Genomic DNA, 24,899 nt, shown 5'->3' with positions numbered 1-24,899 from the left:
TAAGATGCGTGACCTGCTCGTCAGCTATTACGGCGACGATTTCACTGGCTCCACAGATGTAATGGAGGCGCTCGCCAGCAACGGTATTCCGACCGTGCTGTTCCTCGGCATCCCCGATCAGGCGATGCTCGATCGCTTCCAGGATTGCCGTGCGGTCGGCATTGCCGGAACGAGCCGCAGCGAAAGCCCGGCCTGGATGAAGGAGCATCTTGCCCCGACCTTCCAATGGCTGAACGGCCTGCAGGCAAAGATCTGCCATTACAAGGTCTGCTCGACATTCGATTCCGCGCCTGATGTCGGCAACATCGGCACGGCAATCGAGATCGGCAAGGCAGCCTTCGGCCAGTCGCTCGTTCCCGTCATCGTCGGCGCGCCACAGCTGAAGCGCTACACGGCTTTCGGCAATCTCTTTGCTGCCTATCAGGGGCGTGTTTTCCGAATCGACCGCCATCCGGTCATGAGCCGCCATCCCGTCACCCCGATGCATGAGGCGGATCTTGCCCTGCATCTCGGCAGGCAGACCGACCTTCCCGTGTCTTTGGCCGATCTGACGCTGCTTTCAGCACCGGATGCCGATACCAGGATCGACGAGTTGGTTGCCAACCTATCCGGTATCCTGCTTCTCGATGTCGATTCTGCCGAGAGCCAGGGTTTCGCCGGCCGGCAGTTGCAGCGGATCACGAATGCCAAGGGCGGCTTCGTCGCCGGCTCCTCCGGTGTCGAATATGCGCTCATCAATGCCTGGCGCACGGCCGGAATGATCGGCCCCGGCGTCGCGTTCCAGTCTCCCGGCAAGGTCKACCGGCTTGCCGTGGTCTCCGGCAGCGTATCGCCGACGACCGAGCGGCAGATCCGCACGGCCGTCGCCGATGGCTTCGAGGATATCCCGCTTGATCCGCTGGCACTCGTCGGCGCCGACGCCGGGGCCGCGCTGGATGCGGCAGTGGCCGCGGGGCTTGTCGCCCTGAAAACAGGCCGCAGCGTCATCCTGCATACCGCGCTTGGGCCTTCGGCCGATCGTGGCGCCGATATCGATCAGCTGCCCGGCGCCCGTCATCGCCTCGGCCGCGCGCTCGGCACGATCCTGCGCCGCCTCGTCGAAACCGAAAGTCTTTCGCGCGCCGTCATCGCCGGTGGCGACACCTCGAGCCATGCGCTGAAAGAATTGCGTGTCGATGCACTAACGACCCTGCTGCCGTTGCCGCAGACGCCCGGTTCGCCGCTCTGCACCGCCCATGGCGGCCATGCGCCGACGGACGGGCTGCAGATTGCGCTGAAGGGCGGGCAGGTCGGCGCGGACGGTTATTTCGCTCAGATCCGGGACGGAAGACCGTTCTGAGGGCCAATCAGGCGTTGTCCGCCTGCTGGACAACGATGGAATGGTGATTGACTCATCATACCAGTTACGATACCAATCTCGCATACAAAGGTGAGGAAACATGACTGCAATTGCCCTCTTCGGCGCCGGTGGAAAAATGGGATACCGGCTGGCCAAGAATCTCAAAGGTTCCCGTTTTGACGTTCGCCATGTCGAGGTCAGCGATGTCGGCAAGGCACGTCTGAAGAGCGATCTCGGCATCGATTGCACGCCGGCCGATGCCGCGCTCGACGGTGCGGACGTCGTGATCCTGGCCGTGCCGGATACCGCAATCGGCAAGGTAGCCGCCGGCATCGTCGACAAGCTGAAGCCAGGCACAATGGTTGTCGCGCTCGATGCGGCCGCCCCCTTTGCCGGCCACCTGCCGCAGCGCGACGATCTTACCTATTTCGTCACCCATCCCTGCCATCCGCCGATCTTCAACGACGAGACGGACATGCAGGCCAAGAAGGACCATTTCGGCGGCCTTTTTGCCAAGCAGCACATCGTCTCGGCACTGATGCAGGGTCCAGACAGCGCTTACGGCCTCGGCGAAGAGATCGCCAAGGTGATCTGGGCGCCGGTCATGCGCTCGCACCGCGTCACCGTCGAGCAGATGGCGATGTTGGAGCCCGGCCTTTCGGAAACCGTTTGCGCCTCGCTGCTCGTCATCATGCGTCAGGCCATGGACGAATGCGTCTCGCGCGGCGTTCCGGCGGAAGCTGCCCGCGACTTCCTGCTCGGCCACATGAATGTGCTCGGTGCCGTCATCTTCAAGGAAGTCGACGGCGTGTTCTCGGATGCCTGCAATAAGGCGATCGAGTTCGGCATTCCGGCGCTCATGCGCGACGACTGGAAGAAGGTCTTCGAACCTCAGGAGATCGCCGACAGCATCCGGCGCATCACCTGACACTACCGCGGCAGGGCTCGGGCCTTGCCGCCTTGCCGGCCCGGGGGGACTTTGAAGACGGGCCGGTTTTCGATTTCGCATGAATTTCAGCCGAGCCGGGGTTGGTTCGGCCATGCGTCAAACCTGGGAGGAGAAACCATGAAGCTTACACGTAGACTGACCCTTGCCGCCTTCGCCGGCGCCCTATCGCTCGGCGTTGCGATGCCGGCCTTTTCGGCTGACCTGATTGCCATCATCACGCCGGCCCACGACAACCCCTTCTTCAAGGCCGAAGCTGTCGGCGCCGAGGCCAAGGCCAAGGAACTCGGCTATGAAGCGCTCGTCATGACCCATGACGACGATGCCAACAAGCAGTCGGAAATGATCGACACCGCCATCGGCCGCGGTGCCAAGGCAATCATCCTCGACAATGCCGGCGCTGACGCTTCGGTTGCCGCCGTCAAGAAGGCCAAGGATGCCGGCATCCCCTCCTTCCTGATCGACCGCGAAATCAATGCGACCGKCGTTGCCGTCGCCCAGATCGTTTCCAACAACTATCAGGGCGCCCAGCTCGGCGCGCAGGAATTCGTCAAGCTCATGGGCGAGAAGGGCAATTATGTCGAGCTCGTCGGCAAGGAATCGGACACCAATGCCGGCATCCGCTCACAGGGCTATCATGACGTCATCGACGACTATCCGGACCTGAAGTCGGTCGCCAAGCAGTCGGCCAACTGGAGCCAGACGGAAGCCTATTCGAAGATGGAAACCATCCTGCAGGCCAACCCTGATATCAAGGGCGTGATCTCCGGCAACGACACGATGGCCATGGGTGCGATTGCCGCCCTCCAGGCTGCCGGCCGCAAGGATGTCATCGTCGTCGGCTTCGACGGCTCCAACGACGTTCGCGACTCCATCAAGTCGGGCGGCATCAAGGCGACCGTGCTGCAGCCGGCCTATGCGCAGGCGCAGCTGGCTGTCGAACAGGCCGACGCCTTCATCAAGAACAAGACGGCGCCGAAGGAAGAAAAGCAGCTGATGGACTGCGTCCTCATCAATGCCGACAATGCCGGCAAGCTCGAGACCTTCGCCATCGCAAAGTAAGGCGGACCGATTACTGCAGGGAGCGCGGGAGACTGCGCTCCCTGCAGCCTATTTCCATTGATTTCGAGGTTTATCGCATGTTGAGGATCAGGGGCGCCCTGATCGCCGCTTTCGTGGCGGCGGCTTTGCCCGGCTGCAAGATCATCAAGACACCGACTGCGGAAGAAAAAGCCGCAGCGGCGGCAAAAAGCGCTTTCGATCCGAATGCCAAGGTCGAGGCGATTTGGCAGCCACAGGTCGTTCCCTATTATGAAAAGCGCGCCGGCGAGCTGAAAGATGTGGCGGCACTGGCCGCTTCGAACCCAGATCAAGCCGGTGAGAAATACGGCAATCCGCGCAAGCAGGCGAGCTCGCCTTGGACCTATGCGGTGAAATTCACAGGCAAGGTCGTTGCCGCCGACACGACGTCACGAGCAGCAGCGCTCGATGTCGATGCCGATGGCGACGGCAAGGCGGATGCCAAGGTGCAGATCGGACCGGCCATCCGCGGCACGGCGCTGCGCGACACGCTGGATTTCGTCAATTTCAACGAGTTCAAGAACCAGATCGAATGGGCGCAGTTCGGCAAGTCCTTCAATGAGAAGGCGAACGCCGCATTTCTCTCGGCGGTCCCGCGCGACGGACTGGTCGGCAAGACGGTTACAGTCACGGGCGCCTTCCCGCTGCCGTCGGGCAGCGATCTGCCGCTCGTCACCCCTTCAGCGCTGACGGTGGCACCATGACCATGGCCGAGGCTCCAACCGACGATATCATCTTGCGCCTCGACGACGTGTCGAAGGTCTATTCCGGCATCGTCGCCGTCAAGCGTGCCAATCTCGAACTGCGCCGCGGCGCCGTCAACGTGCTGGTCGGCGAAAACGGCGCCGGCAAATCGACGTTGATGAAGATCATCGCCGGCGTCGAGCGGCCGACGCTCGGGCGCATCATTCTGGACGGCGAAACCGTTTCCTTCGACAGCCCGGCCGATGCGCAGGCGCATGGCATCGGCATGATCTTCCAGGAGCTCAATCTCTTCGCCAATATGTCGGTCGCCGAAAACATCTTTGCGACGCGCGAGCTGACTCGCGGCGTGCTCGGCATCGACCATAAGGAACAGGTCCGCAAGGCGAACGAATTTCTTGGGCGCCTGGATGCCGGCATCGATGCCGAAACCATGGTCGAGGATCTGCCGATCGGCCAGCAGCAGCTTGTCGAGATCGCCAAGGCGATGTCGCTGAACGCCCGCATCCTCATCATGGACGAACCGACATCGGCACTGTCTGCGGCGGAAGTCGAGATCCTCTTCAAGGTGATCGGCGAGTTGAAGGCGCAGGGCGTGGCAATCGTCTATATCTCGCATCGGCTGGAAGAGTTGATGCGGATCGGCGACTACATCACCGTGCTGCGCGACGGGCAGATCACCGGCCACGCCATGGTCAGGGATATCGACACGCGCTGGATCGTGCGTTCGATGATCGGATCGGACGCTAAGGATTTTGCCAAATCCGAGGATCATGCGCTCGGTGCCGAGATGTTTCGCGCCGAAAATATCAGCCTGCCGCGCCCGACCGGCGGGCTTGCGGTCGACGATGTTTCTCTGTCCGTCAAGGCGGGCGAAATTCTCGGCATTTACGGCCTGATGGGCGCCGGGCGCAGCGAATTCTTCGAATGCGTCATCGGCCGCCATGCGCACTCGACCGGCAAGATCTTCATCGACGGCAAGGAAGTGCGCGCGAGGGACACGACGCGGCGTATCCGCCGCGGTCTCGCCCTCATTCCCGAGGACCGGCAGCGCGAGGGGCTGGTGCAGGTTCTCTCCATCGCCTCCAACCTGACGCTTGCCAGCCTCGGTCGCTTCACACGCCTCTTCCATATCGACGCCAAGGCCGAGAAAAACGCCATCGTCGAGGCGATCCGCGATCTCTCCATCAAGGCGCCGAACCCGGATTTCGAGGTCACCTCCATGTCCGGCGGCAACCAACAGAAGGTGGTCATCGGCAAGGCATTGATGACCAATCCGAAGGTTCTTTTGATGGACGAGCCGAGCCGCGGCATCGATGTCGGCGCCAAGGCGGATGTTTTCCGCACCATGCGCCGGCTTGCCGCCAATGGCCTCGCCATCCTGTTTTCAACCTCCGACCTCGAGGAGGTCATGGCGCTTTCCGATCGCATCGCGGTGCTCAGCAACGGCCATCTCATCGCCGTTTTCGACCGCAATCAGGCGACGGAAGAGGCGATCATCGCTGCCTCCGCCAAGGGCCACGAACACCAAGGGAAACTCGCGTCATGACGGCGGCTACCACATCTACTTCCGCGCCGAAGAGCGCGAACGGCTCCTTCCTGCTGACGCTGATGAAGCTTCGAACCTTCATCGCGCTCTTTGCCGTCATCATCTTCTTCTCGATATTCGCGCCGAACTTCACTTCGACCGCGAACATGATCCTGATGTCGAAGCATGTGGCGCTGAACGCCTTCCTGGCGATGGGCATGACCTTCGTCATCATCACCGGCGGCATCGACCTGTCGGTCGGCTCGATCGTCGGCCTCTGCGGCATGGTCGCCGGCGGCCTCATCCTCTACGGAATCGAACTGCCGATCGGCTATACTGTTTATTTCAACCTCGCGGAGATCGTGTTGATCACGCTCGCAATCGGCCTCATCATCGGGCTGATCAACGGGTTGCTGATCACCAAGCTAAATGTCGCGCCCTTCATCGCCACACTCGGCACGCTCTATGTCGCGCGCGGCCTTGCGCTGCTGTCGTCCGACGGCCAGACCTTTCCGAACCTCGTCGGCCGGCCGGAATATGCGACGACCGGCTTCGATTTCTTCGGCGCAGGCCGCATTCTCGGCCTGCCGGTGTCGATCTGGATCCTGATCTTCCTGGCGCTCGTCGCTGCCTATGTGGCGCGCTCGACGCCGATCGGCCGCCACATCTTCGCCGTCGGCGGCAACGAGCGCGCCGCGCGCATGTCGGGTATCCGCGTGGATCTGGTCAAGATCTTCGTCTACATGTTCTCCGGCCTTTGTGCCGCGATCGTCGGCATCGTCATCTCCTCGGAGCTGATGGCCGCGCATCCGGCAACGGGCGAAAGCTTCGAACTCAACGCGATTGCTGCAGCCGTGCTCGGCGGCACCTCGATGTCGGGCGGGCGCGGCACGATCGGCGGCACGATCATCGGCGCCTTCGTCATCGGCATCCTCTCCGACGGTCTCGTCATGATGGGGGTTTCCTCCTTCTGGCAGATGGTGATCAAGGGGCTGGTGATTATCATCGCCGTCGTCGTCGACCAGGCGCAACGTCGGCTGCAGCAGCGCGTCACCCTTATGCAGATGGCAAAGGCAGGTTGAAATGGCTGACTTGAAAGGTGCTTTGATCGGTTGCGGCTTCTTTGCGATCAATCAGATGCATGCGTGGAAGGACGTTGACGGTGCTTCGATCGTGGCCATCTGCGACCGGGACCCGGAGCGGCTGAAGATTGTCGGCGACCAGTTCGGCATTAACAGGCGCTACACGGATGCCGCGGCCATGTTTGCCGATGGCGGCTTCGATTTCGTCGATATCGCCACCACGGTCCAGAGCCACCGGGCGCTGGTGGAGATCGCCGCCAGCCACAAGATCCCGGCCATCTGCCAGAAGCCTTTTGCAAAGACGCTTGCCGATGCCAATGCGATGGTCGAGGCCTGCCGGAGTGCCGGCATTCCGCTGATGGTGCATGAGAATTTCCGCTGGCAGACACCGATCCAAGCCGTTCGCCGGCTCTTGGACAACAAGGCGATCGGCACGCCCTTCTGGGGCCGCTTCTCCTTCCGCTCCGGCTACGACGTGTTTTCGGGCCAGCCCTATCTCGCCGAAGGCGAACGCTTCATCATCGAGGACCTTGGCATCCATACGCTCGATATCGCCCGCTTCATCCTCGGCGACGTGAAAACGCTGACAGCCCGCACCAAACGCGTCAATCCAAAGATCAAGGGCGAGGATGTCGCGACGATCCTGCTCGACCACGAGAGCGGCGCGACATCCGTCGTCGACGTCAGCTACGCGACCAAGCTTGGCACAGAGCCTTTCCCGGAAACGCTGATCGAGCTCGACGGCACCGATGGCACGATCCGTCTTTCTGTCGGCTACCGGCTCGAAGTGACCAATGCGGCAGGGACTGTCGTTTCCGATGCCTCGCCGGAGTTGCTCGCCTGGGCATCGCGGCCCTGGCATAATATTCAGGAAAGCGTCTATGCGATCCAGAAGCACTGGGTCGATCGGTTGAAAAATGGCGGCGAGCCCGCAACCTCGGGTGCCGACAATCTCAAGACCTTTGCCCTTGTCGAAGCGGCCTATGACAGTGCCGCGTCCGGCAAGACGATCGATGTAGAGGCGATGCTGAAATGACCACGGACGCCTTCGCCCTCTACGGCACGCATGAGGCCGAAGAACATCCGGTCCGCCTGACCGCCGGGCGCCTCTCGGCCGATCTTGCCAACGGCAATCTGCGGACAATCCGCTATGACGGCATCGAGGTGCTGCGCGCCGTCTCCTATCTGGTGCGCGACCGCGACTGGGGTACCTACAGCCCTGGTATCGAGGGCCTGTCGGTCGAGCAGGACAAAGGAAGCTTTTCCGTCCGCTATGTCGCGCGCTGCAACGGACCCGATGACAGCACGCTCGCAATTTCGGTACGGATCGCGGCGACTGAAAGTGAACTGGTTTTCGCGGCCGAAGCGCTCTCGCCTGATGGTTTCGAAACCAATCGCTGCGGCTTCTGTATCCTGCATCCGATCGTCGGCATTGCCGGAAGTCCGGCAATGGTCGAGCATGTCGATGGCAGCATCGACGAGACGCGTTTTCCCGATCAGATCGATCCCTGGCAACCCTTCAAGGATATGCGGGCAATCACCCATCAGGTGCTGCCAGGGGTTTCGGCCGAATGCCGTATGGAAGGCGATACGTTCGAGATGGAAGACCAGCGCAACTGGTCGGACGCATCCTACAAGACCTATGTGCGCCCCCTCGCCCTGCCCTGGCCCTATCAGATCGCCGCCAACGAACCGGTGAAGCAGAGGATCGTCCTTTCGATCCGCGATACCAGGAGTGATCAGACGACGGCCCCCGGCTCAACTGCCGGCGCCATTCGGCTCGAACCGGCTGGGCGGAGCGGCACCATGCCGGCCATCGGCCTGATCGTCACCCCTGAGGAAGCCAAGGCAACACTTGCGGCCCGTGATCTGCTTAACGAGATCGCGCCACAGGAACTGCTCTTCCACTTCGACCCGAATGCGGGTCACGGCGCGCAAGCATTCAGGGATTTCGCCGCCGTCGCCGCCGTTCATCGCGGCCGCTCGACGCTGGAAATCGCCCTTCCCTGCAGGCAGACGCCGGCAACTGAAACGGCAGAAATTGCCGGGCAGATGCAGGATGCAAGCTTTCGTCCGGACGCCATCCTGATTTCGCCCTCCGTCGATCGGCAGTCGACGCCTCCCGGTAGCAAATGGCCGGAATGCCCACCGCCAGAAGAGGTCTATGCCGCAGCCCACGCGGCCTTTGCCGGTATCCGCATCGGCGGCGGCATGTTGAGTTACTTCACCGAACTCAACCGCAAGCGCGTGCCGGCCGATCGCCTCGCGTTCATAAGCCATTGCACCAATCCGATCGTCCATGCCGCCGATGATCTGAGCGTCATGCAGACCCTGGAAGCGCTGCCCTTCATCACGGGCTCGGTGCGCGCCATCTATGGCGACAAGTCCTACCGGATCGGTCCCTCGACCATTCCCATGCGGCAAAACCCCTATGGCAGCCGCACGATGGACAATCCCGCCAACGGACGCATTCCGATGGCCAACCGGGATCCGCGCCATAATGGCCGCTTCGCGGAGGCCTTCGCGCTCGGTTATGCCATACGGGTACTTGATGCCGACATCGAATGCATGACGCTTTCGGCACTCACTGGCCCCTTCGGCTTGGTTGCCGGTAAGGCAGAGCCAACGGAAGAAGGCGGCAATCGCCCGCTTTTCAACGTGGTGAAGCTTCTCTCCGGCCTTGCCGGCTCGTCGTGGAAAAGCTGTGTTTCCTCACGCCCATCAGAGCTGTTGGCTTTCATTTCGCGGCAATCATTCAATGCGACACTGCACATCGTCAACCTGACGGCGGAAGAGCGAAGCGTCGATATCGCGGCCTTCGGGTCCGCTTCGCGCGGTGGAAGCATGACGCTCGATGCCTTCGGCGCGATAGCCGTTCGCCTCACCGATTGACCGGTTGCTTATCCGCCCTCTCGCCGACCGAAACGCCAGCGAGCGCCGGTGKCGCTGTCAAACTTAGGTGCTCGTTCAGCTGCAAAGCACCATTAAAGGAAATGTGAACGCCCTCGTCATGGTTACCTCATCATACCAGTTGACATGTCAATGAGCATCCTGCAAGAAAGGCTCCAGCTTTACAAGAGGAGGACGTAATGCTGACGCTTTCTGCAAAATTGAAGTCTTCATGCATGGCCGCTATCGCTGTCGCGGCTGTTGCCGTGACGCCCGTCAAGGCTGAGGACATCACGCTCTGGACGCTGAACTTCGACAACAATGCCGCCAACGTGGCACTGAAGAAGGTTGCGAGCGACTTCGAAGCGGCAAATCCGGGAACCCATATCGAGATCGTCCAGCGCGCTGTCGACGAGCACAAGACGGCGCTGCGCGTCGCTGCCGGTTCCAACCGCGGCCCGGACATCTATTTCAGCTGGGCAGGCCTTGGCCTTGGCGGCGAATATGTGAAGGCCGGCCTGTCGCTGCCGCTCGACAAGTATTACACCGAATACAAGTGGAACGACGAGCTGCTTCCCTCGGCAGCCGCCTTTGCCGACCTCTATCCGGGCGGCAAGCACGGCACACCTTTCACCTTCAAGGGTGAGGCCGTCTATTATAACAAGAAGCTTTTCCAGCAGGCCGGCATCACTGAAGAGCCGAAGACCTATGACGAGCTTCTGGCAGCAGCCGACAAGCTGAAGGCAGCCGGCATTCCGGGCTTCACCTTCGGCGGCACCGTCAACTGGCACGTCATGCGCCTGATGGATGTGATCCTCGAAACCAAATGCGGCGCCGAAAAGCACGACCAGTTGAAGCTGATGAAGCTCGACTGGTCGACGGAGCCCTGCGCCACCGACGCATTCGCCGAATTCGCCAAGTGGACGAAGGATTATACGCTCCAGCCTTTCATGGGCATCGACAACAAGCAGTCCTATAGCCTGTTTACCGCAGGCCGTGCGGCGATGATGCTGGAAGGCGACTGGCTGGTCGGTCAGCTCTCCGGCAGCGGCGTCAACCTCGATGATTACGGGATCTTCCCCTTCCCGACCAACACCAACCGCCTCTACGGTTTTGCCGAGTATAATTACATCAGCACCAAGACCAAGAACCCGGACATGGCTGCAAAATTCATCGACTATTTCCTGTCGACGAAGGTGCAGCAGGATCTCGTCGGCCAGATCAGCTCGATCTCGGTCAACAAGAATGTCCAGTACACCAACCAGAAGCCTCTGGAAGCCGAGTGGCTGGATATCTTCAAGACCTACAGCAAGATCTACATGAACGGCGACCAGGCCTTTCCGCTTGACGTGACGACGGAATATTTCCGCGTCATCAACGATGTTGCCTCCGGCAGCATCGAGCCGGCCGCGGCTGCAAAGCAGATGCAGGCATTCATCGCCGGCAGAACCTGACCCCTCCCGAGACGCCGGCTGGCCGACACAATGTCGGTCGGCTGGCGCCGTATACGCAAGACCGGCAGGGCGATGCCCTGCCCCGGAGGTGACAATGTCCTTGCGCCAAACAACGCATGATCCACGCGTGCAGGCCTTCATCCTGCTCGTGCCGGCTCTGGCGATCTACGCGATCTTCGCGCTCTACCCGATGCTGAACGTGGTTATCATCAGCTTCCAGAAGTGGAACGGGCTCGATCCGCAACGGCCCTTCGTCGGCATCGCGAATTACGCGGCGATCTTCACGCGCGATCCGGTTTTCTGGGTCGCCTTCAAGAATACCGTGATCTGGACGCTGATGAGCCTGGTTTTCCCGCCGCTGGTCGGGCTGCTCCTGGCGCTCAGCCTCAACCAGAAGATTTTTGGCCGCAACAGCCTGCGCGCCATTTTCTACCTGCCCGTCATCATCGCGCCGATCGCCGTCGCCACCATGTGGAAGTGGATGTACGATCCCTTCTTCGGTCTGTTCAGCCAGATGCTGACCTMATGGGGGATGCAGACCTCGATCAAGGACTGGCTCGGCAACAAGGATATTGCGCTCTATTCCGTCTTCATCGCCTATCTGTGGCAGACCGTCGGTTTCTCGATGGTGCTGTTCCTCGCAGGGCTTCAGAACGTCTCGCAGACGCTGGTCGAAGCCGCCCGCATCGATGGCGCCGGCCGCTGGGCCGTGTTCAAGCATGTCACCCTGCCGGCGCTGCGACCTACCATCACGATCGTGCTCGTCCTCTCCATCATCTCGTCGCTGAAGGCCTTCGACATCGTCTACGGCCTGACCGGCGGCGGTCCTGCCCAGTCGACGCAGATGCTGGCGCTCTGGGCCTTCACCCAGGCGATGCAGATCTTCGATTTCGGCCGCGGTGCGGCGATCTCGGTGGTGCTGCTTTTGATCACCATGGCGATCGTCATCCCCTATCTGCGCTGGACACAAAAGCACGAGGAGGTCGACGCGTGACAGTTCTCGGAGCCGAAGTTGACGATATCGACATCGATATGAAGCCGATCCGGCTGAAGCGCGATCCGGTGCTGATCGGGTTGTGGATCGCGCTTGTCCTTGTCGCGCTGGTCTGGGTTGCACCCTTCATCTTCATCGTCTTCACCTCGTTGAAGACACCGGCGGCCGTCACCAGCACCGGCGCCTTCATGCCGCCCACCGAACTCGCCTTCCAAAACTACGCCGACGCCTGGAGCCGCGGCAATTTCGCCAGCTCCTTCTTCAACAGCGTCATCATCACCGTCATCAAGGTGCCTCTCGGCCTCGCGCTGTCGGCAATGGCTGCCTACGCGCTTGCCAAGATCAAGCTCAGGATCAGMAAGGCCCTCTTGCTGCTCGTCGTCTTCGGCACGATGATCCCCTTCCAGGTGATGCTGGCTCCGCTCTTCACGCTGGTGAATTCCTTCGGCTTGATAGACACTTATCCGGGCGTCATCCTGCCTTACATCGCCTTCGGCGTTCCCTATCAGGTCTTCATCCTGCACGGCTTCTTCAAAAGCATTCCGAAGGAGCTGTCGGAGGCAGCTCTCATCGATGGCGCCACGCATTTCACCATCTTCCGGCGGATCTTCCTGCCGGTCTGCCTGCCGGTTCTCGCCGCCTTGCTGATACTCGACTTCGTGTCCACCTGGAACGAATTCGCCATGGCGCTCGTCCTTTTACAGGACCAGCACATGTGGACCCTGCCGCTCGGCCTCATGTCGTTTCAGGGTCAGTTTTCCAGCAATTACGGCCAGCTCAACGCCGCGATCGTCATGACCGTGCTACCGGCGACGATCGTCTATCTCATGTTCCAGCGCTACTTCGTGTCCGGGCTGACCTCCGGGGCCGTCAAGGGCTGACACCGAAATCTTGTTCTACGAGGAGAGACATATGTCCGATGCAGCAGTCGAAAAATGGGGCGTGTTCGAAGCGGCCTTCGCCGGCCCGTCCGAGGGCAATCCCTATCTCGACGTGGCATTCGATGCCGTGTTCATGCACAAGAGCCGCCAGGTCCGCGTGCCGGGCTTTTATGACGGCAACGGCACCTACCGCATCCGCTTCATGCCTGATACCGAGGGCGAATGGTCCTTCAAGACACGGTCGAAGACGGCTGCACTCGACGGCAAGACGGGTTCGTTTGTCGCAAGCGCACCATCAGCAGCCAATCACGGCCCCGTCCGGGTGCGCAACAAGTTTCATTTCGGCTATGCAGACGGCACGCCGTTCTTCTCCTTCGGCACGACCTGCTATGCCTGGACGCACCAGCCGCTGGAGATGCAGCAGCAGACGCTCGAGACGCTGAAGAAGACGCGCTTCAACAAGATCCGCATGGGCGTGTTCCCCAAGGATTATCCTTACAACGTCAACGAACCGCTGCATGCCGGGTTCGAAAAAGGCGCTGACGGCAAGGAGGACTTCGACCGGCCGAACCCGGCCTTCTTTCAGCATTTCGACCGGCAGGTGGCAGCCCTGTGTGCGCTCGGCATCGAGGCCGACATCATCATCTTCCATCCCTATGACCGCTGGGGTTATGCCGACATGTCGGCCGAGGAGGATTTCCGCTATGTCACCTATCTGGCGGCACGGCTTTCAGCCTACCGGAACGTCTGGTGGTCGCTTGCCAATGAATATGATTTCCTGATCGATACCAAGCCGATGGAGCAATGGGATCGCTATTTCCATATCCTGGAGGAAAACGACCCATACCAGCACCTGCGCTCCATCCATAATGGCGACGTGACGGCCAATTTCGACCATCGCAAGCCATGGGTCACCCATACCTGCATCCAGAACCCCGACGTCAAGCGCACGCAGGAATGGCGCAATGCCTATGGCAAGCCCGTCGTCAACGACGAGCCGGAATATGAAGGCGATATCTTGCAGTCCTGGGGCAATCTCTCCGCCCAGGAGCTGGTCCACCGCTACTGGATCACCATGGCGCGCGGCGGTTATGCCGGCCATGGCGAGACCTATTCGCATCCCGAGGACCTGATCTGGTGGGCCAAGGGCGGCGAGCTGCACGGCGAGGCCTGGAAGCGCATCGGCTTCCTGCGGGACCTGCTCGAGGCCGACGTCAAGCACGGGCTGGAGCCGCTCGGCATTATCGGCGAATGGCCCTGGTCACGGGTCTCGGGCGCGCGCGACGGCGACGGCGACTTCCGGCTGATCTATCTCGGCGAGCATCAGCCCGTCATCTGGTCATCGGGCCTGCCGCTCGACGGCACCGATTACGACGTCGATATCATCGACACCTGGGAGATGACGATCACGCCAGCCGAAAAGGTCGAGGCCCCCGTGCCGCATCCCACCCGTCATGGCGCGATCGTGCGCGGCGGCAAGCCGGACGCAGCTTTCGGCGTCAAGCTGCCGCGCAAGCCGCATCTGGCACTGCGCGTGCGCAGGAAGCGCTAGGGATCAGGGAGAAGCTCCATGTCTGGGTTGAGCATCAACAAAGTCAAGAAATCCTTCGGTTCGGTCGACATCATCCACGGCATCGACGTGGAGATTGCCGACGGCGAGTTCGTCATCCTCGTCGGCCCGTCCGGCTGCGGCAAGTCAACGCTCTTACGCATGATTGCCGGACTCGAGGAGATCAGCGCCGGCAAGATCAGCATCGACGGGCGCGTCGTGAACAATCTGCAGCCGAAGGACCGCGATATCGCCATGGTCTTTCAGAATTACGCGCTCTATCCGCAGATGACGGTCGCCCAGAACATGGGATTTGCTTTGGAGCTTGCCGGCGCCAAGCGGCCGGAGATCGACAGGAAGGTGGCGGAAGCCGCAGCAATCCTCGGCCTGCAGCCGCTTCTGGAGCGCAAGCCGGCGCAGCTTTCGGGCGGCCAGCGCCAGCGCGTCGCCATGGGCCGCGCCATCGTTCGCGATCCGAAGGTGTTTCTTTTCGACGAGCCGCTGTCGAACCTCGACGCGAAGCTCCGCGTCAAGATGCGGGCCGAGATCAAGGCACTGCATCAACGCCTGAAGACGACGATCGTTTATGTCACGCATGACCAGATCGAAGCCATGACCATGGCCGACAAGATCGTCGTGCTGCAGGGCGGCCACGTCGAACAGATCGGCAGCCCGCTCGAACTCTATGACCGGCCGCGCAACATCTTCGTCGCCGGTTTCCTCGGTTCGCCGGCGATGAATTTCCTCGAGGGCACGCTTGAGGATTCCGGCGGGCCCGGTCTCGCTCTTCCCGGCGGCGCGCGGGTCAAACTCTCGCAGGCGCCGGCCAATTCCGCGGGCAAGCCGCTGACGCTTGGCATCCGTCCCGAGGACATTTCGCTCGGTGGCGACGACGGCGTCGATGCGGTGGTGAAGGTTATCGAGCCGACCGGTTCGGAAACCCATGTCGCCGTCGAGGTCGAGGGCAAGGAGCTGACCTGGGTCGTGCGCGAACGTGTAAACCTCGCTCCGGAGCAGCGCGTCAAGCTGTCGTTTGCGACCCCCAAGGTGCACTTCTTCGACCGGCAGACGCAGAACAGGCTCGACGCTTAAAGCTCGTTGTGTTCCCGCCATTCCGGACACTGAACAGCTGCGCTCCTTTGCTGGAATGGCGCTGAGATCAGCACCCTCAGATACAAATGAGCCGGGCGGCCTGACACCGCCCGGCTCTTTCCACGGTGGTGGTCCGCCCCAGGTCAGGTCACCGTGCTGAGTGTTCGTGCAATTGCATTGCGCCAGCCGACGATCCGGGCCTGTCTGTCCATGTCAGTCATATCCGGCTCAAAGGTGCGGTCGCTCGCCCAGGCCTGGGCGAAGTCATCCCGATCCGGCCAGACTGCAGCCCTGGATCCGGCAAGCCAGGCAGCGCCAAGCGCCGTCGTCTCCAGCGTCGCGGCCCTGTCGACAGGACTTGAGAGAATATTGGCGAGATGCTGCATGGTCCATTCGGAGGCCGACATGCCGCCATCGACGCGCAGGACGGTTTCGATCGGGTGGTCGCCCCAATCGCTGCGCATCGCCACCAGAAGATCGAGCGTCTGGTAGGCGACCGACTCCAAGACAGCGCGCGCGAGCTCGGCCGGGCCGCTATTGCGCGTCAGGCCGAAGATCGCTCCCCGCGCTTCCGGATCCCAATAGGGAGCGCCAAGCCCGGTGAAGGCCGGCACAACATAGACCCTTTGCTGCGGATCGGCCCTGTCAGCCAGAGCACCGGTTTCCGATGCCTTCCCGATAATGCCGAGACCGTCACGCAGCCACTGCACGGCAGCACCCGCAATGAAGATCGATCCCTCCAGCGCGTAGGTCGTCTTGCCGTTCAGACGGTAGGCGATGGTAGTGAGCAGCCGGTTCTTCGAGTGCACGCGGTCGTCACCGGTATTCAGGAGTGCAAAACAGCCGGTGCCGTAGGTCGATTTCACCATGCCCGGTTCGAAACAGGCATTGCCGATCGTCGCCGCCTGCTGGTCGCCCGCGACCCCGAGGATCGGGATCCCCGTGCCGAAGATGTCAGGATCGACCACGCCGAAATCGTCGGCACTGTCCTTGACCTCGGGCAGCAGCGCGCGCGGGATGCGCAGGATCTCGAGAAGCTCGTCGTCCCAGCGGTTCTCGGCAATGTTGTAGAGCAGGGTGCGCGAGGCATTGGTCGCATCGGTGGCATGCGTCCGCCCGCCGGTCAGCTTATAGATGATCCAGCTGTCGATGGTACCGAAACAGACCTCTCCGGCTTCGGCGCGGACACGCAGTCCCTCAACGTTGTCGAGCAGCCAGCGCAGCTTCGTGCCGGAAAAATAGGGGTCGAGAAGCAGGCCGGTCTTGGCAGTAAAGAGCTTTTCATAGCCATCGACCTTCAGCCGGTCGCACATTTCCGTCGTGCGCCGGTCCTGCCAGACGATCGCCCTGTGGAGCGGCCGGCCGGTGGCTTTTTCCCAGACGACAGTCGTTTCCCGCTGGTTGGTGATGCCGATGGCGGCAATCGCGCCCGGTGCTATGCCGCTCTTTGCTACCGCATCGCGCGCCGTCGCAAGCACCGTGTCCCAGATTTCGCCCGCATCGTGCTCCACCCAGCCGGTCTGCGGGAAATGCTGGGTAATCTCCGTCTGGGCCGATGATGCGATCCGCATCTGCGGGTCAAAAAGGATTGCCCGCGACGATGTCGTGCCCTGGTCGATGGCAAGGATATGGCCGTTCATGACATGTCTTTCCTGCGCAGCAACCATCGCTCCGTCGAAACGACGGCCCTGTGCTCGTTTTATGTTTTGGAAGCGCTGTCGACCTTCCCGGCACTGTCGCCGGGAAGGCCTGACGGTTGCCGGACGCCCAGAGCGCCCGGCCAATCCGACGCCTACTTCTTGGCGTCGGCCCAGCTCTTGACGAGGTCGTCATAGTTGATGGTGACAGGCTTTTCCTTCTCGTTCTCGATCTTCAGCTGCGGCGCAAGGTTACCCTTCTTCACCGCGTCTGCGTTCCAATAGGCGAGATCATGCTCCTCGGCGAGTTTCGGGCCGATATCACCCTGTACCTTGGCGCGTTCCAGGCGCTGCAGCACCTTTTCCTGTTCGCCGCACAGCGAGTCCATGGCTTCCTGCGCCGTCTTTGCGCCGGAAGCGGCATCACCAATTGCCTGCCACCACAGCTGCGCGAGCTTCGGATAGTCAGGAACGTTGGTACCGGTCGGMGACCATTGCACGCGGGCGGGCGAACGGTAGAACTCGATCAGGCCGCCGAGCTTTGGAGCGCGCTCCGTGAAGCTCTTGTCGCGGATGGTGGATTCGCGGATGAAGGTCAGGCCGACGTGGCTCTTTTTCACGTCGATGGTCTTCGAGGTGACGAACTGCGCATAGAGCCATGCGGCCTTGGCGCGGTCGTCAGGCGTCGATTTCATCAGCGTCCAGGAACCGACGTCCTGATAGCCGAGCTTCATGCCGTCCTTCCAGTAGACGCCGTGCGGGCTCGGAGCCATGCGCCATTTCGGTGTGCCGTCCTCATTCATGACCGGCAGGCCGGGCTTGACCATGTCAGCGGTAAAGGCCGTGTACCAAAAGATCTGCTGGGCAACCGCACCCTGCGCCGGCACCGGACCGGATTCGGAGAAGGTCATGCCGCCGGCTTCCGGCGGAGCGTAGGCCTTGATCCAATCGAGATACTTCTGGATCGAATAGACAGAGGCCGGGCCGTTGGTGTCGCCGCCGCGTGCGACGCACGAGCCGACCGGACGCGAATTCTCGTCGACCTTGATGCCCCATTCATCGACCGGAAGCCCGTTCGGCAGACCCTTATCGCCATTGCCGGCCATGGATAGCCAGGCATCGGTGAAGCGCCAGCCGAGCGACGGGTCCTTCTTGCCATAGTCCATATGGCCGAAGACCTTCTTGCCGTTTACGTCACGGCCGGTAAAGAATTCAGCAATGTCCTCATAGGCCGACCAGTTGACGGGCACGCCGAGGTCGTAGCCGTATTTCGCCTTGAAATCGGCCTTGTTCTTCTCGTCGTTGAACCAGTCGTAGCGGAACCAGTAKAGGTTCGCGAACTGCTGGTCGGGAAGCTGATAGAGCTTCTTGTCCGGCGCGGTCGTGAACTTGGTGCCGATGAAGTCGTCGATGTCGAGGCCCGGATTGGTGACATCCTTGCCTTCATTGGCCATCCAGTCGGTCAGGCTGCGGGCCTGCTGGTAGCGCCAATGGGTGCCGATCAGGTCCGAGTCGTTGACATAGGCATCATAGATATTTTCGCCGGACTGCATCTGCGTCTGCAGCTTTTCGACGACGTCGCCTTCACCGATGAGGTCATGGGTGATCTTGATGCCGGTGATCGCGGTGAAGGCAGGCGCCAGCACCTTCGATTCATATTCATGCGTCGTCAGCGTTTCGGAAACAACCTTGATGTCCAGGCCGGCGAAGGGTTTGCCGGCATCGACGAACCACTGCATTTCCTTTTCCTGGTCGGCGCGCGAAAGCGTCGATAGATCGCCGACTTCCTTGTCGAGGAATGTCTTGGCCTCGTCCATGCCGGCATAAGCCGACGCGGTCATTGCCAGCAGCAAGCCTGCTGTCGTCGTCAGTAAGTGCTTTCGCATAATATCCTCCCGGGGTTTGCGATTGCAGGTCTCACGTCTCAGGCGGCCAGTACCCCCGGCCATCTGTATCACCCTGGCATCACACGTAACGGAACACGCCGATCGCGTAGATCACGGAGATGCCAAGAGCCCACCACAGGTTGGGTCCTCCCAGACCCAGCCATGCAAGATGAATGAATGCTKCGCCAAGCAGCGAAATGAACAGCCGGTCGCCGCGCGTCGTCTCGAAGCGCAGCAGGCCGACGCGGGGCGAACCGCCCGGCGAGAAATATTCCCAGACGCTCATGCCGATCAGCAGCAGAAGGATCGTCAGGAAGAAGAGCGCCGTCGGCAGCGTCCAGGCCATCCAAGAAAAGCTCATGTCCGGTCCTCCTCAGACGCGGCCCAGGGCAAAGCCCTTGGCGATGTAATTTCGAACGAAATAGATGACGAGCGCGCCGGGAATGATGGTCAGTACGCCGGCTGCCGCCAGTACACCCCAGTCCATGCCGGAGGCCGAGACCGTGCGTGTCATGATCGCCGAGATCGGCTTTGCCGCCGTCGTCGTCAGCGTGCGGGCAAGCAAGAGTTCGACCCACGAAAACATGAAGCAGAAGAAGCCTGCCACGCCGACACCGCTCGCAATCAGCGGAATGAAGATCTTCACGAAGAAGCGCGGGAAGGAATAACCGTCGATATAGGCCGTCTCATCGATCTCCTTCGGCACGCCGGACATGAAACCTTCCAGGATCCAGACCGCCAGCGGCACGTTGAACAGGCAGTGGGCGAGTGCGACGGCAATATGCGTGTCGATCAGGCCGAAGGCCGAATAGAGCTGGAAGAAGGGCAACGCGAAGACTGCCGGCGGCGCCATGCGGTTGGTCAACAGCCAGAAGAACAGGTGCTTGTCGCCGAGGAAGCGGTAGCGCGAGAAGGCGTAGGCGGCCGGAAGTGCTGCGGCCACCGAGATCACCGTGTTCATCACCACATAGATGATCGAGTTGATATAGCCATTGTACCAGGACGGATCGGTGAAGATGACCGCATAGTTGCGCAGCGTCGGGTTCGTCGGCCACAGCGAGAAGGTGCCGGTGATCTCGGCATTCTCCTTGAAGCTCATATTGACGAGCCAGTAGATCGGCAGGATCAGGAAGACGATGTAGATTGTCGGGACGAGCCAGGAAAGGCTGCCTGCAGGTTTGTAGTTGCTGGTCATGTCTTACCTCCCCCTTAGCCGTTCGCGTCGCCGCTGGTCATCACGGTGTAGAACACCCAGGAGAGCAGCAGGATGATGAGGAAGTAGATGATGGACATTGCCGCCGCCGGGCCGAGATCGAACTGGCCGACCGCCATCTTCACCAGATCGATGGAGAGGAAGGTCGTCGAGTTGCCGGGGCCGCCGCCGGTGACGACGAAGGGTTCGGTATAGATCATGAAACTGTCCATGAAGCGCAACAGCACGGCGATCAAAAGCACGCGCTTCATCTTCGGCAGCTGGATGTAGCGGAAGACGGACCAGCGCGAGGCGCCGTCTATCTTGGCCGCCTGATAATAGGCATCCGGGATCGAAACGAGGCCGGCATAGCACAGCAGCACGACGAGGCTCGTCCAGTGCCAGACGTCCATGATGATGACGGTCACCCAGGCATCGACCGGATCGCGTACATAATTGTAGTCGAGGCCGATCGCTTCCAGCGTATGGCCGAGCAGGCCGATATCGACACGGCCGAAAACCTGCCAGATCGTGCCGACGACGTTCCACGGAATGAGCAGCGGCAGCGCCATCAAGACGAGGCAGACGGGAACGCCCGGTCCCGATTTCGGCATGTTGAGCGCAATGAAGATACCGAGCGGAATCTGCAGCGCCAGGATGATGAAGGAGAAGAGCAGGTTGCGTTGCAGTGCGTCCCAGAAACGGGCGGAATGCAGGGTCTGGACGAACCAGTCGGTACCGGCCCAGAAGAACTCGTTATTGCCGAACGTATCCTGCACCGAATAGTTGACGACAGTCATCAGCGGGATGACGGCCGAAAACGCCACGAGCAGCAGCACCGGCAGGACCAGAAACCAAGCTTTGTTGTTCCACGTCTTCTGCATGGTTCAGGCCTCCCTGCCGACACGCCAGCTGTCGGCGTAAATGCTGATGGCTGACGGATCGAAGCTGACGCGGGCTTCCGCCGGGATTTCGGCATCCTCGGATACGACGATTGCGATCGGCTGCCCGGCGAAGCGGGCGCGAACGATCTTCTGGCGGCCGATATCCTCGACCTTGCTCACCGATACCGGCATACCCTCCCGGCCGAGCCGGATGAATTCCGGGCGAATGCCGAGCTCGGTCTTGGTCGCTCCCTCGGTCTTCGGCGCATAGTCGAGCGTCAGCGTCTCGTCTCCGACCGTGACGGAGCTGCCATTGATCCGCGCCGGCATGACGTTCATGCCGGGCGAGCCGATGAAATAACCGACGAAGGTGTGGCTCGGCCGCTCGAAGAGTTCGGCTGGCGTGCCGATCTGGACGATCTGACCGTCATACATGACCACCACCTTCTCAGCGAAGGTCAGCGCCTCGGTCTGATCATGGGTGACATAGACCATGGTGAAGCCGAACTGCTTGTGCAGCCGCTTCAGCTGCGAACGCAGCACCCATTTCATATGCGGGTCGATGACGGTGAGCGGCTCGTCGAAGAGGATGGCGTTGACGTCGTTGCRCACCAGCCCTCGCCCGAGCGAGATCTTCTGTTTCTGGTCGGCGGTCAGGCCCTGYGCCTTGCGCTTCGCCCAGCCGGCAAGGTCGATCATCTCGAGAATGTCGCGCACGCGCCGGTCGACATCCGCTTCAGCGACGCCGCGGTTGCGCAGCGGAAAGGCAAGATTGTCGTAGACCGTCATCGTGTCGTAGATGACCGGAAACTGGAAGACCTGCGCGATATTGCGGCTCTGGGTCGAAAGGTCCGTGACATCCTTACCGTCGAACAGGATGCGCCCGTGCGATGGCTGCAGGAGGCCGGAGATGATATTGAGCAGCGTGGTCTTGCCGCAGCCGGAGGGGCCGAGAAGCGCATAGGCGCCGCCATCGTTCCACTCGTGGTCGACTTCCTTCAGCGAATAATCCTTGTCGCTCTTCGGATTGGCGCCGTAAGCGTGGCGGATATGGTCGAGCGTGATGCGTGCCATTGTGCTCTCCTAAACCTTTCCAACCGTGGCGATGGCCTGTCCGTCGGCGCCGAAGGCCATCATGTGGCGCGTGTCGAGAAATGCCTCGATTTCCATGTCCGGATCGATGTCGTGAATGCCGTGTGCCAGCATCACCCAGCGCACGCCGTCATAGTCCAGGTGAACAAAGCTCTCCGAACCGGTGATTTCGGACACCAGCGTGCGCGCCTGCAGGCGAGCTGCATCGCCGGTCTGCGGCGCAAGGCCGAGGTGGTGCGGATGAAAGGCTATGGTGACAGGCCCGTCCGGCACGGTGGAAAGATGGGCCGGAACCGGAAGCGTGCCCCCGCCTGGGCGCACGAAGAGATGGCCCGATTTGGTGACCTCAATGGCGTTCAGCGGCGGATCGGCGAAGATGCCGGCGGTGGCGAGATCGACCGGGCGGCGATAGACCTCGATCGTCGGTCCGAACTGGGTGATGCGGCCGGCGTTCAGCGTCGCTGTATTGCCACCGAGCAGCAATGCCTCCGATGGCTCGGTGGTGGCGTAGACGAAGATCGCACCCGACTGGGCGAAGATCTTCGGCAATTCCTCGCGCAATTCCTCGCGCAGTTTGTAATCGAGATTGGCGAGCGGCTCATCCATCAGCACAAGGCTGGCATTCTTGACGAGGGCGCGCGCGAGCGCAGTGCGCTGCTGCTGGCCGCCGGAGAGATTGAGCGGCGTGCGATCGAGATAGGGCGTGAGCTTCAGGAGTTCGGCTGCCTTGCGCACGTCGCGATCGATCGCAGCCGCATCCTTGCCGGAAATGCGCATCGGGGAGGCGATGTTCTCGTAGACGGTCAATGCCGGATAGTTGATGAACTGCTGGTAGACCATGGCGACTTTGCGCTTCTGCACCGGCATGCCGGTGACATCGGCGCCATCGAAATGCACCGATCCTTCGGTCGGCCGATCAAGCCCCGCCATCAGACGCATCAGCGATGTCTTGCCCGACAAGGTTGGCCCCAGCAGGACATTCAGCGTGCCCCGCTCKAGAACCAGATCGGTCGGATAGATATGATAGTCCGCGCCCACCATCTTGGCGGCGTTTCGCAGCTCCAGCATTCCGATTCCCGTGCCTCCTCGCAACGGGGACCACACGCCACCTTATCCGGCCATCTGTGCCGGCTTGGTGGCCATGTACTCCTCCAGTGATCTGACCTGCTCCTTGGAAAGACGCAGGCCATCCTTTGTTCTTCGCCAGAGCACGTCTTCGGCGTGCCTGGCCCATTCATGTTGGACGAGATATTCGACCTCGGCCTCATAGAGGTCGGATCCGAACCGCCTGCCGAGATCCTCGATCTTCTGGGCGCCGCCGAGAAGCGTGGTTGCCCTGGTGCCATAGCGGCGTACGAGCCGGCGGGCATGGGCATCGGTCAGGAACGGATAGCGGCTCTTCAGCTTGCTGACTTCGCCCTCATAACCCTGCACCGGAAAGTCGCCGCCCGGCAGATGGCTGCCCGCCGTCCACGGCCTCCCCTTGAGACCGATCGCTTCGCCGATCTTTTCCAGCGCATGTTCCGACAGCCGCCGGTAGGTGGTGAGCTTGCCGCCGAAGACATTGAGAAGCGGCGCCTCGCCGGCCTTTCCCTCGATCTTCAGCACATAGTCGCGCGTCGCTTCCTGTGCCTTCGAGGCGCCGTCGTCGAAGAGCGGCCGCACCGCCGAATAGGTCCAGACGATATCCTCCGGCCTCACCGGCTCCTTGAAATATTCCGACGCCGCATTGCAGAGATAGAGCGTCTCCTCCTCGGAAATCTTTACATCCTTCGGATCGGCGGTGTAATCGCGGTCGGTGGTCCCGATCAGCGTGAAATCGGTTTCGTAGGGGATGGCAAAGATGATGCGGTTGTCGGGGTTCTGGAAGAAATAGGCGCGTGGCCCATCGAACTTCTTCCTGACGATGATGTGGCTGCCCTGGACGAGGCGCACATGGCGGGCCTCGTTCTGACCGAAGGCTGCGCGGATGACATGATCGACCCAGGGGCCGGCGGCATTGATGAGCATGCGGGCCTGATGGCGCTCGCTCTTGCCGCTCACCGTGTTGACCGTCTCGATCGTCCAGACGCTCTTCTCGTCGGCACCCTTCTCCTGTCTCGCCGACACGACCTTGGTGCGTGGCATGATCAGCGCGCCCTTGTCGGCGGCATCGCGCGCATTCAGCACCACCATGCGGGCATCGTCGACCCAGCCGTCGGAATATTCGAAGGCCTTGGTGAAGAGCCCCTTCAGCGGCTTGCCGGCCGGATCGGAACGCATGTCGAGCACCGATGTCGGCGGCAACAGCTTGCGGCCGCCGAGATGGTCGTAGAGGAAGAGGCCGAGGCGGATCATCCAGGCCGGCCGGATGCCGCCCTTGTGATAGGGCAGCACGAAGCGCAGCGGCCAGATGATGTGGGGGGCCATGGCCCACAGGATCTCGCGCTCCATCAACGATTCCCGTACCAGGCGGAACTCGTAATGTTCGAGATAGCGCAAGCCCCCATGGATGAGCTTTGTGGCGCCCGACGAGGTGCCTGAGGCAAAATCGTTCATCTCGGCAAGGGCCACCGTATAACCACGGCCAACCGCATCGCGCGCAATGCCGCAGCCGTTGATCCCACCTCCAATGACGAAAATATCGTGGATTCGGCTCATGCTCCCCCTCTTTGAGCCAGAAAGCGCAATAG

General features: G+C 61.4%; 21 protein-coding genes. 13 read left to right on the top strand and 8 right to left on the bottom strand.

Going from position 1 to position 24,899, the window contains the following annotated elements; all coding sequences use genetic code 11:
* Positions 1–4 precede the first annotated feature (4 nt).
* The 13 genes from AC1DNW_RS21955 (at position 5) to AC1DNW_RS21895 (ending at position 15,536) form a co-directional block, all read left to right on the top strand.
* A complete protein-coding gene (locus tag AC1DNW_RS21955) occupies positions 5–1,339 on the top strand; it encodes a four-carbon acid sugar kinase family protein (protein ID WP_477854342.1) in 1,335 nt (444 codons plus the stop codon).
* A gap of 100 nt (positions 1,340–1,439) precedes the next feature.
* Positions 1,440–2,267 (top strand): phosphogluconate dehydrogenase C-terminal domain-containing protein, encoded by an 828-nt coding sequence (locus tag AC1DNW_RS21950; RefSeq protein WP_113297338.1) that lies wholly within the window; start codon positions 1,440–1,442, stop codon positions 2,265–2,267.
* 138 nt (positions 2,268–2,405) lie between these two features.
* Positions 2,406–3,347, top strand: coding sequence for a substrate-binding domain-containing protein (locus tag AC1DNW_RS21945; RefSeq protein ID WP_477854341.1), 942 nt, complete (start codon positions 2,406–2,408; stop codon positions 3,345–3,347).
* Positions 3,348–3,424: 77 nt separating this feature from the next.
* Positions 3,425–4,069, top strand: a complete 645-nt coding sequence (locus AC1DNW_RS21940; protein WP_477854340.1) for a DUF2291 family protein — start codon at positions 3,425–3,427, stop codon at positions 4,067–4,069.
* A complete protein-coding gene (locus AC1DNW_RS21935) occupies positions 4,066–5,616 on the top strand; it encodes a sugar ABC transporter ATP-binding protein (protein ID WP_477854339.1) in 1,551 nt (516 codons plus the stop codon). The genes AC1DNW_RS21940 and AC1DNW_RS21935 overlap by 4 nt, the downstream gene beginning before the upstream one ends.
* A complete protein-coding gene (locus tag AC1DNW_RS21930) occupies positions 5,613–6,677 on the top strand; it encodes an ABC transporter permease (protein ID WP_113297334.1) in 1,065 nt (354 codons plus the stop codon). The genes AC1DNW_RS21935 and AC1DNW_RS21930 overlap by 4 nt, the downstream gene beginning before the upstream one ends.
* A gap of 1 nt (position 6,678) precedes the next feature.
* The gene (locus tag AC1DNW_RS21925) at positions 6,679–7,713 is read left to right on the top strand and encodes a Gfo/Idh/MocA family protein (protein ID WP_477854338.1); all 1,035 of its coding nucleotides are present in this window, start codon (positions 6,679–6,681) and stop codon (positions 7,711–7,713) included.
* Positions 7,710–9,569 carry a D-apionate lactonase gene (apnL, locus tag AC1DNW_RS21920; protein ID WP_477854337.1) on the top strand — a complete coding sequence of 620 codons (1,860 nt, stop codon included), beginning with the start codon at positions 7,710–7,712 and terminating at the stop codon, positions 9,567–9,569. The genes AC1DNW_RS21925 and apnL overlap by 4 nt, the downstream gene beginning before the upstream one ends.
* A gap of 197 nt (positions 9,570–9,766) precedes the next feature.
* A complete protein-coding gene (locus AC1DNW_RS21915; protein ID WP_477854336.1) occupies positions 9,767–11,020 on the top strand; it encodes an extracellular solute-binding protein in 1,254 nt (417 codons plus the stop codon).
* Positions 11,021–11,114: 94 nt separating this feature from the next.
* A complete protein-coding gene (locus AC1DNW_RS21910) occupies positions 11,115–12,014 on the top strand; it encodes a carbohydrate ABC transporter permease (RefSeq protein WP_477854335.1) in 900 nt (299 codons plus the stop codon).
* Between the two features lie 38 nt (positions 12,015–12,052).
* Positions 12,053–12,895, top strand: a complete 843-nt coding sequence (locus tag AC1DNW_RS21905; RefSeq protein WP_477854397.1) for a carbohydrate ABC transporter permease — start codon at positions 12,053–12,055, stop codon at positions 12,893–12,895.
* 31 nt (positions 12,896–12,926) lie between these two features.
* Positions 12,927–14,447 (top strand): DUF5060 domain-containing protein, encoded by a 1,521-nt coding sequence (locus AC1DNW_RS21900; protein WP_477854334.1) that lies wholly within the window; start codon positions 12,927–12,929, stop codon positions 14,445–14,447.
* Between the two features lie 18 nt (positions 14,448–14,465).
* On the top strand, positions 14,466–15,536 hold the full coding sequence (locus tag AC1DNW_RS21895) for an ABC transporter ATP-binding protein (RefSeq protein ID WP_477854333.1): 1,071 nt from the start codon (positions 14,466–14,468) through the stop codon (positions 15,534–15,536).
* A gap of 143 nt (positions 15,537–15,679) precedes the next feature.
* Here the strand turns inward: AC1DNW_RS21895 and glpK are convergent, their stop codons facing one another.
* From glpK to glpD, 8 genes are all read right to left on the bottom strand, one after another.
* Positions 15,680–17,176, bottom strand: coding sequence for a glycerol kinase GlpK (gene glpK, locus AC1DNW_RS21890; protein ID WP_477854332.1), 1,497 nt, complete (start codon positions 17,174–17,176; stop codon positions 15,680–15,682).
* Between the two features lie 152 nt (positions 17,177–17,328).
* Positions 17,329–19,059: an ABC transporter substrate-binding protein gene (locus tag AC1DNW_RS21885; protein WP_477854331.1), complete on the bottom strand. Its 1,731-nt coding sequence runs from the start codon at positions 19,057–19,059 to the stop codon at positions 17,329–17,331.
* A gap of 79 nt (positions 19,060–19,138) precedes the next feature.
* On the bottom strand, positions 19,139–19,420 hold the full coding sequence (locus tag AC1DNW_RS21880) for a DUF2160 domain-containing protein (protein WP_477854330.1): 282 nt from the start codon (positions 19,418–19,420) through the stop codon (positions 19,139–19,141).
* Positions 19,421–19,432: 12 nt separating this feature from the next.
* On the bottom strand, positions 19,433–20,254 hold the full coding sequence (locus AC1DNW_RS21875; RefSeq protein WP_477854329.1) for a carbohydrate ABC transporter permease: 822 nt from the start codon (positions 20,252–20,254) through the stop codon (positions 19,433–19,435).
* Between the two features lie 14 nt (positions 20,255–20,268).
* On the bottom strand, positions 20,269–21,135 hold the full coding sequence (locus AC1DNW_RS21870; RefSeq protein ID WP_113298013.1) for a carbohydrate ABC transporter permease: 867 nt from the start codon (positions 21,133–21,135) through the stop codon (positions 20,269–20,271).
* A gap of 3 nt (positions 21,136–21,138) precedes the next feature.
* A complete protein-coding gene (locus AC1DNW_RS21865) occupies positions 21,139–22,209 on the bottom strand; it encodes an ABC transporter ATP-binding protein (RefSeq protein ID WP_477854328.1) in 1,071 nt (356 codons plus the stop codon).
* 9 nt (positions 22,210–22,218) lie between these two features.
* Entirely contained in the window at positions 22,219–23,295 is a 1,077-nt protein-coding gene (locus tag AC1DNW_RS21860; RefSeq protein ID WP_477854327.1) for an ABC transporter ATP-binding protein, read from the bottom strand.
* A 42-nt stretch (positions 23,296–23,337) separates the two neighbouring features.
* Positions 23,338–24,867, bottom strand: coding sequence for a glycerol-3-phosphate dehydrogenase (glpD, locus tag AC1DNW_RS21855; RefSeq protein ID WP_477854326.1), 1,530 nt, complete (start codon positions 24,865–24,867; stop codon positions 23,338–23,340).
* Between the last annotated feature and the right edge of the window lie 32 nt (positions 24,868–24,899).

The organism is Rhizobium sp. 05L429 (genome assembly GCF_056397645.1).
This window is presented reverse-complemented; position numbering and strand designations above follow the sequence as displayed.

Bases quoted from the DNA above. Each gene is read 5' to 3' on its own strand.
- AC1DNW_RS21950 (WP_113297338.1), top strand. From the start codon at position 1,440: ATGACTGCAATTGCCCTCTTCGGCGCCGGTGGAAAAATGGGATACCGG.
- AC1DNW_RS21940 (WP_477854340.1), top strand. From the start codon at position 3,425: ATGTTGAGGATCAGGGGCGCCCTGATCGCCGCTTTCGTGGCGGCGGCT.
- AC1DNW_RS21935 (WP_477854339.1), top strand. From the start codon at position 4,066: ATGACCATGGCCGAGGCTCCAACCGACGATATCATCTTGCGCCTCGAC.
- AC1DNW_RS21930 (WP_113297334.1), top strand. From the start codon at position 5,613: ATGACGGCGGCTACCACATCTACTTCCGCGCCGAAGAGCGCGAACGGC.
- AC1DNW_RS21925 (WP_477854338.1), top strand. From the start codon at position 6,679: ATGGCTGACTTGAAAGGTGCTTTGATCGGTTGCGGCTTCTTTGCGATC.
- apnL (WP_477854337.1), top strand. From the start codon at position 7,710: ATGACCACGGACGCCTTCGCCCTCTACGGCACGCATGAGGCCGAAGAA.
- AC1DNW_RS21915 (WP_477854336.1), top strand. From the start codon at position 9,767: ATGCTGACGCTTTCTGCAAAATTGAAGTCTTCATGCATGGCCGCTATC.
- AC1DNW_RS21900 (WP_477854334.1), top strand. From the start codon at position 12,927: ATGTCCGATGCAGCAGTCGAAAAATGGGGCGTGTTCGAAGCGGCCTTC.
- AC1DNW_RS21895 (WP_477854333.1), top strand. From the start codon at position 14,466: ATGTCTGGGTTGAGCATCAACAAAGTCAAGAAATCCTTCGGTTCGGTC.
- glpK (WP_477854332.1), bottom strand. From the start codon at position 17,176: ATGAACGGCCATATCCTTGCCATCGACCAGGGCACGACATCGTCGCGG.
- AC1DNW_RS21875 (WP_477854329.1), bottom strand. From the start codon at position 20,254: ATGACCAGCAACTACAAACCTGCAGGCAGCCTTTCCTGGCTCGTCCCG.
- AC1DNW_RS21870 (WP_113298013.1), bottom strand. From the start codon at position 21,135: ATGCAGAAGACGTGGAACAACAAAGCTTGGTTTCTGGTCCTGCCGGTG.
- glpD (WP_477854326.1), bottom strand. From the start codon at position 24,867: ATGAGCCGAATCCACGATATTTTCGTCATTGGAGGTGGGATCAACGGC.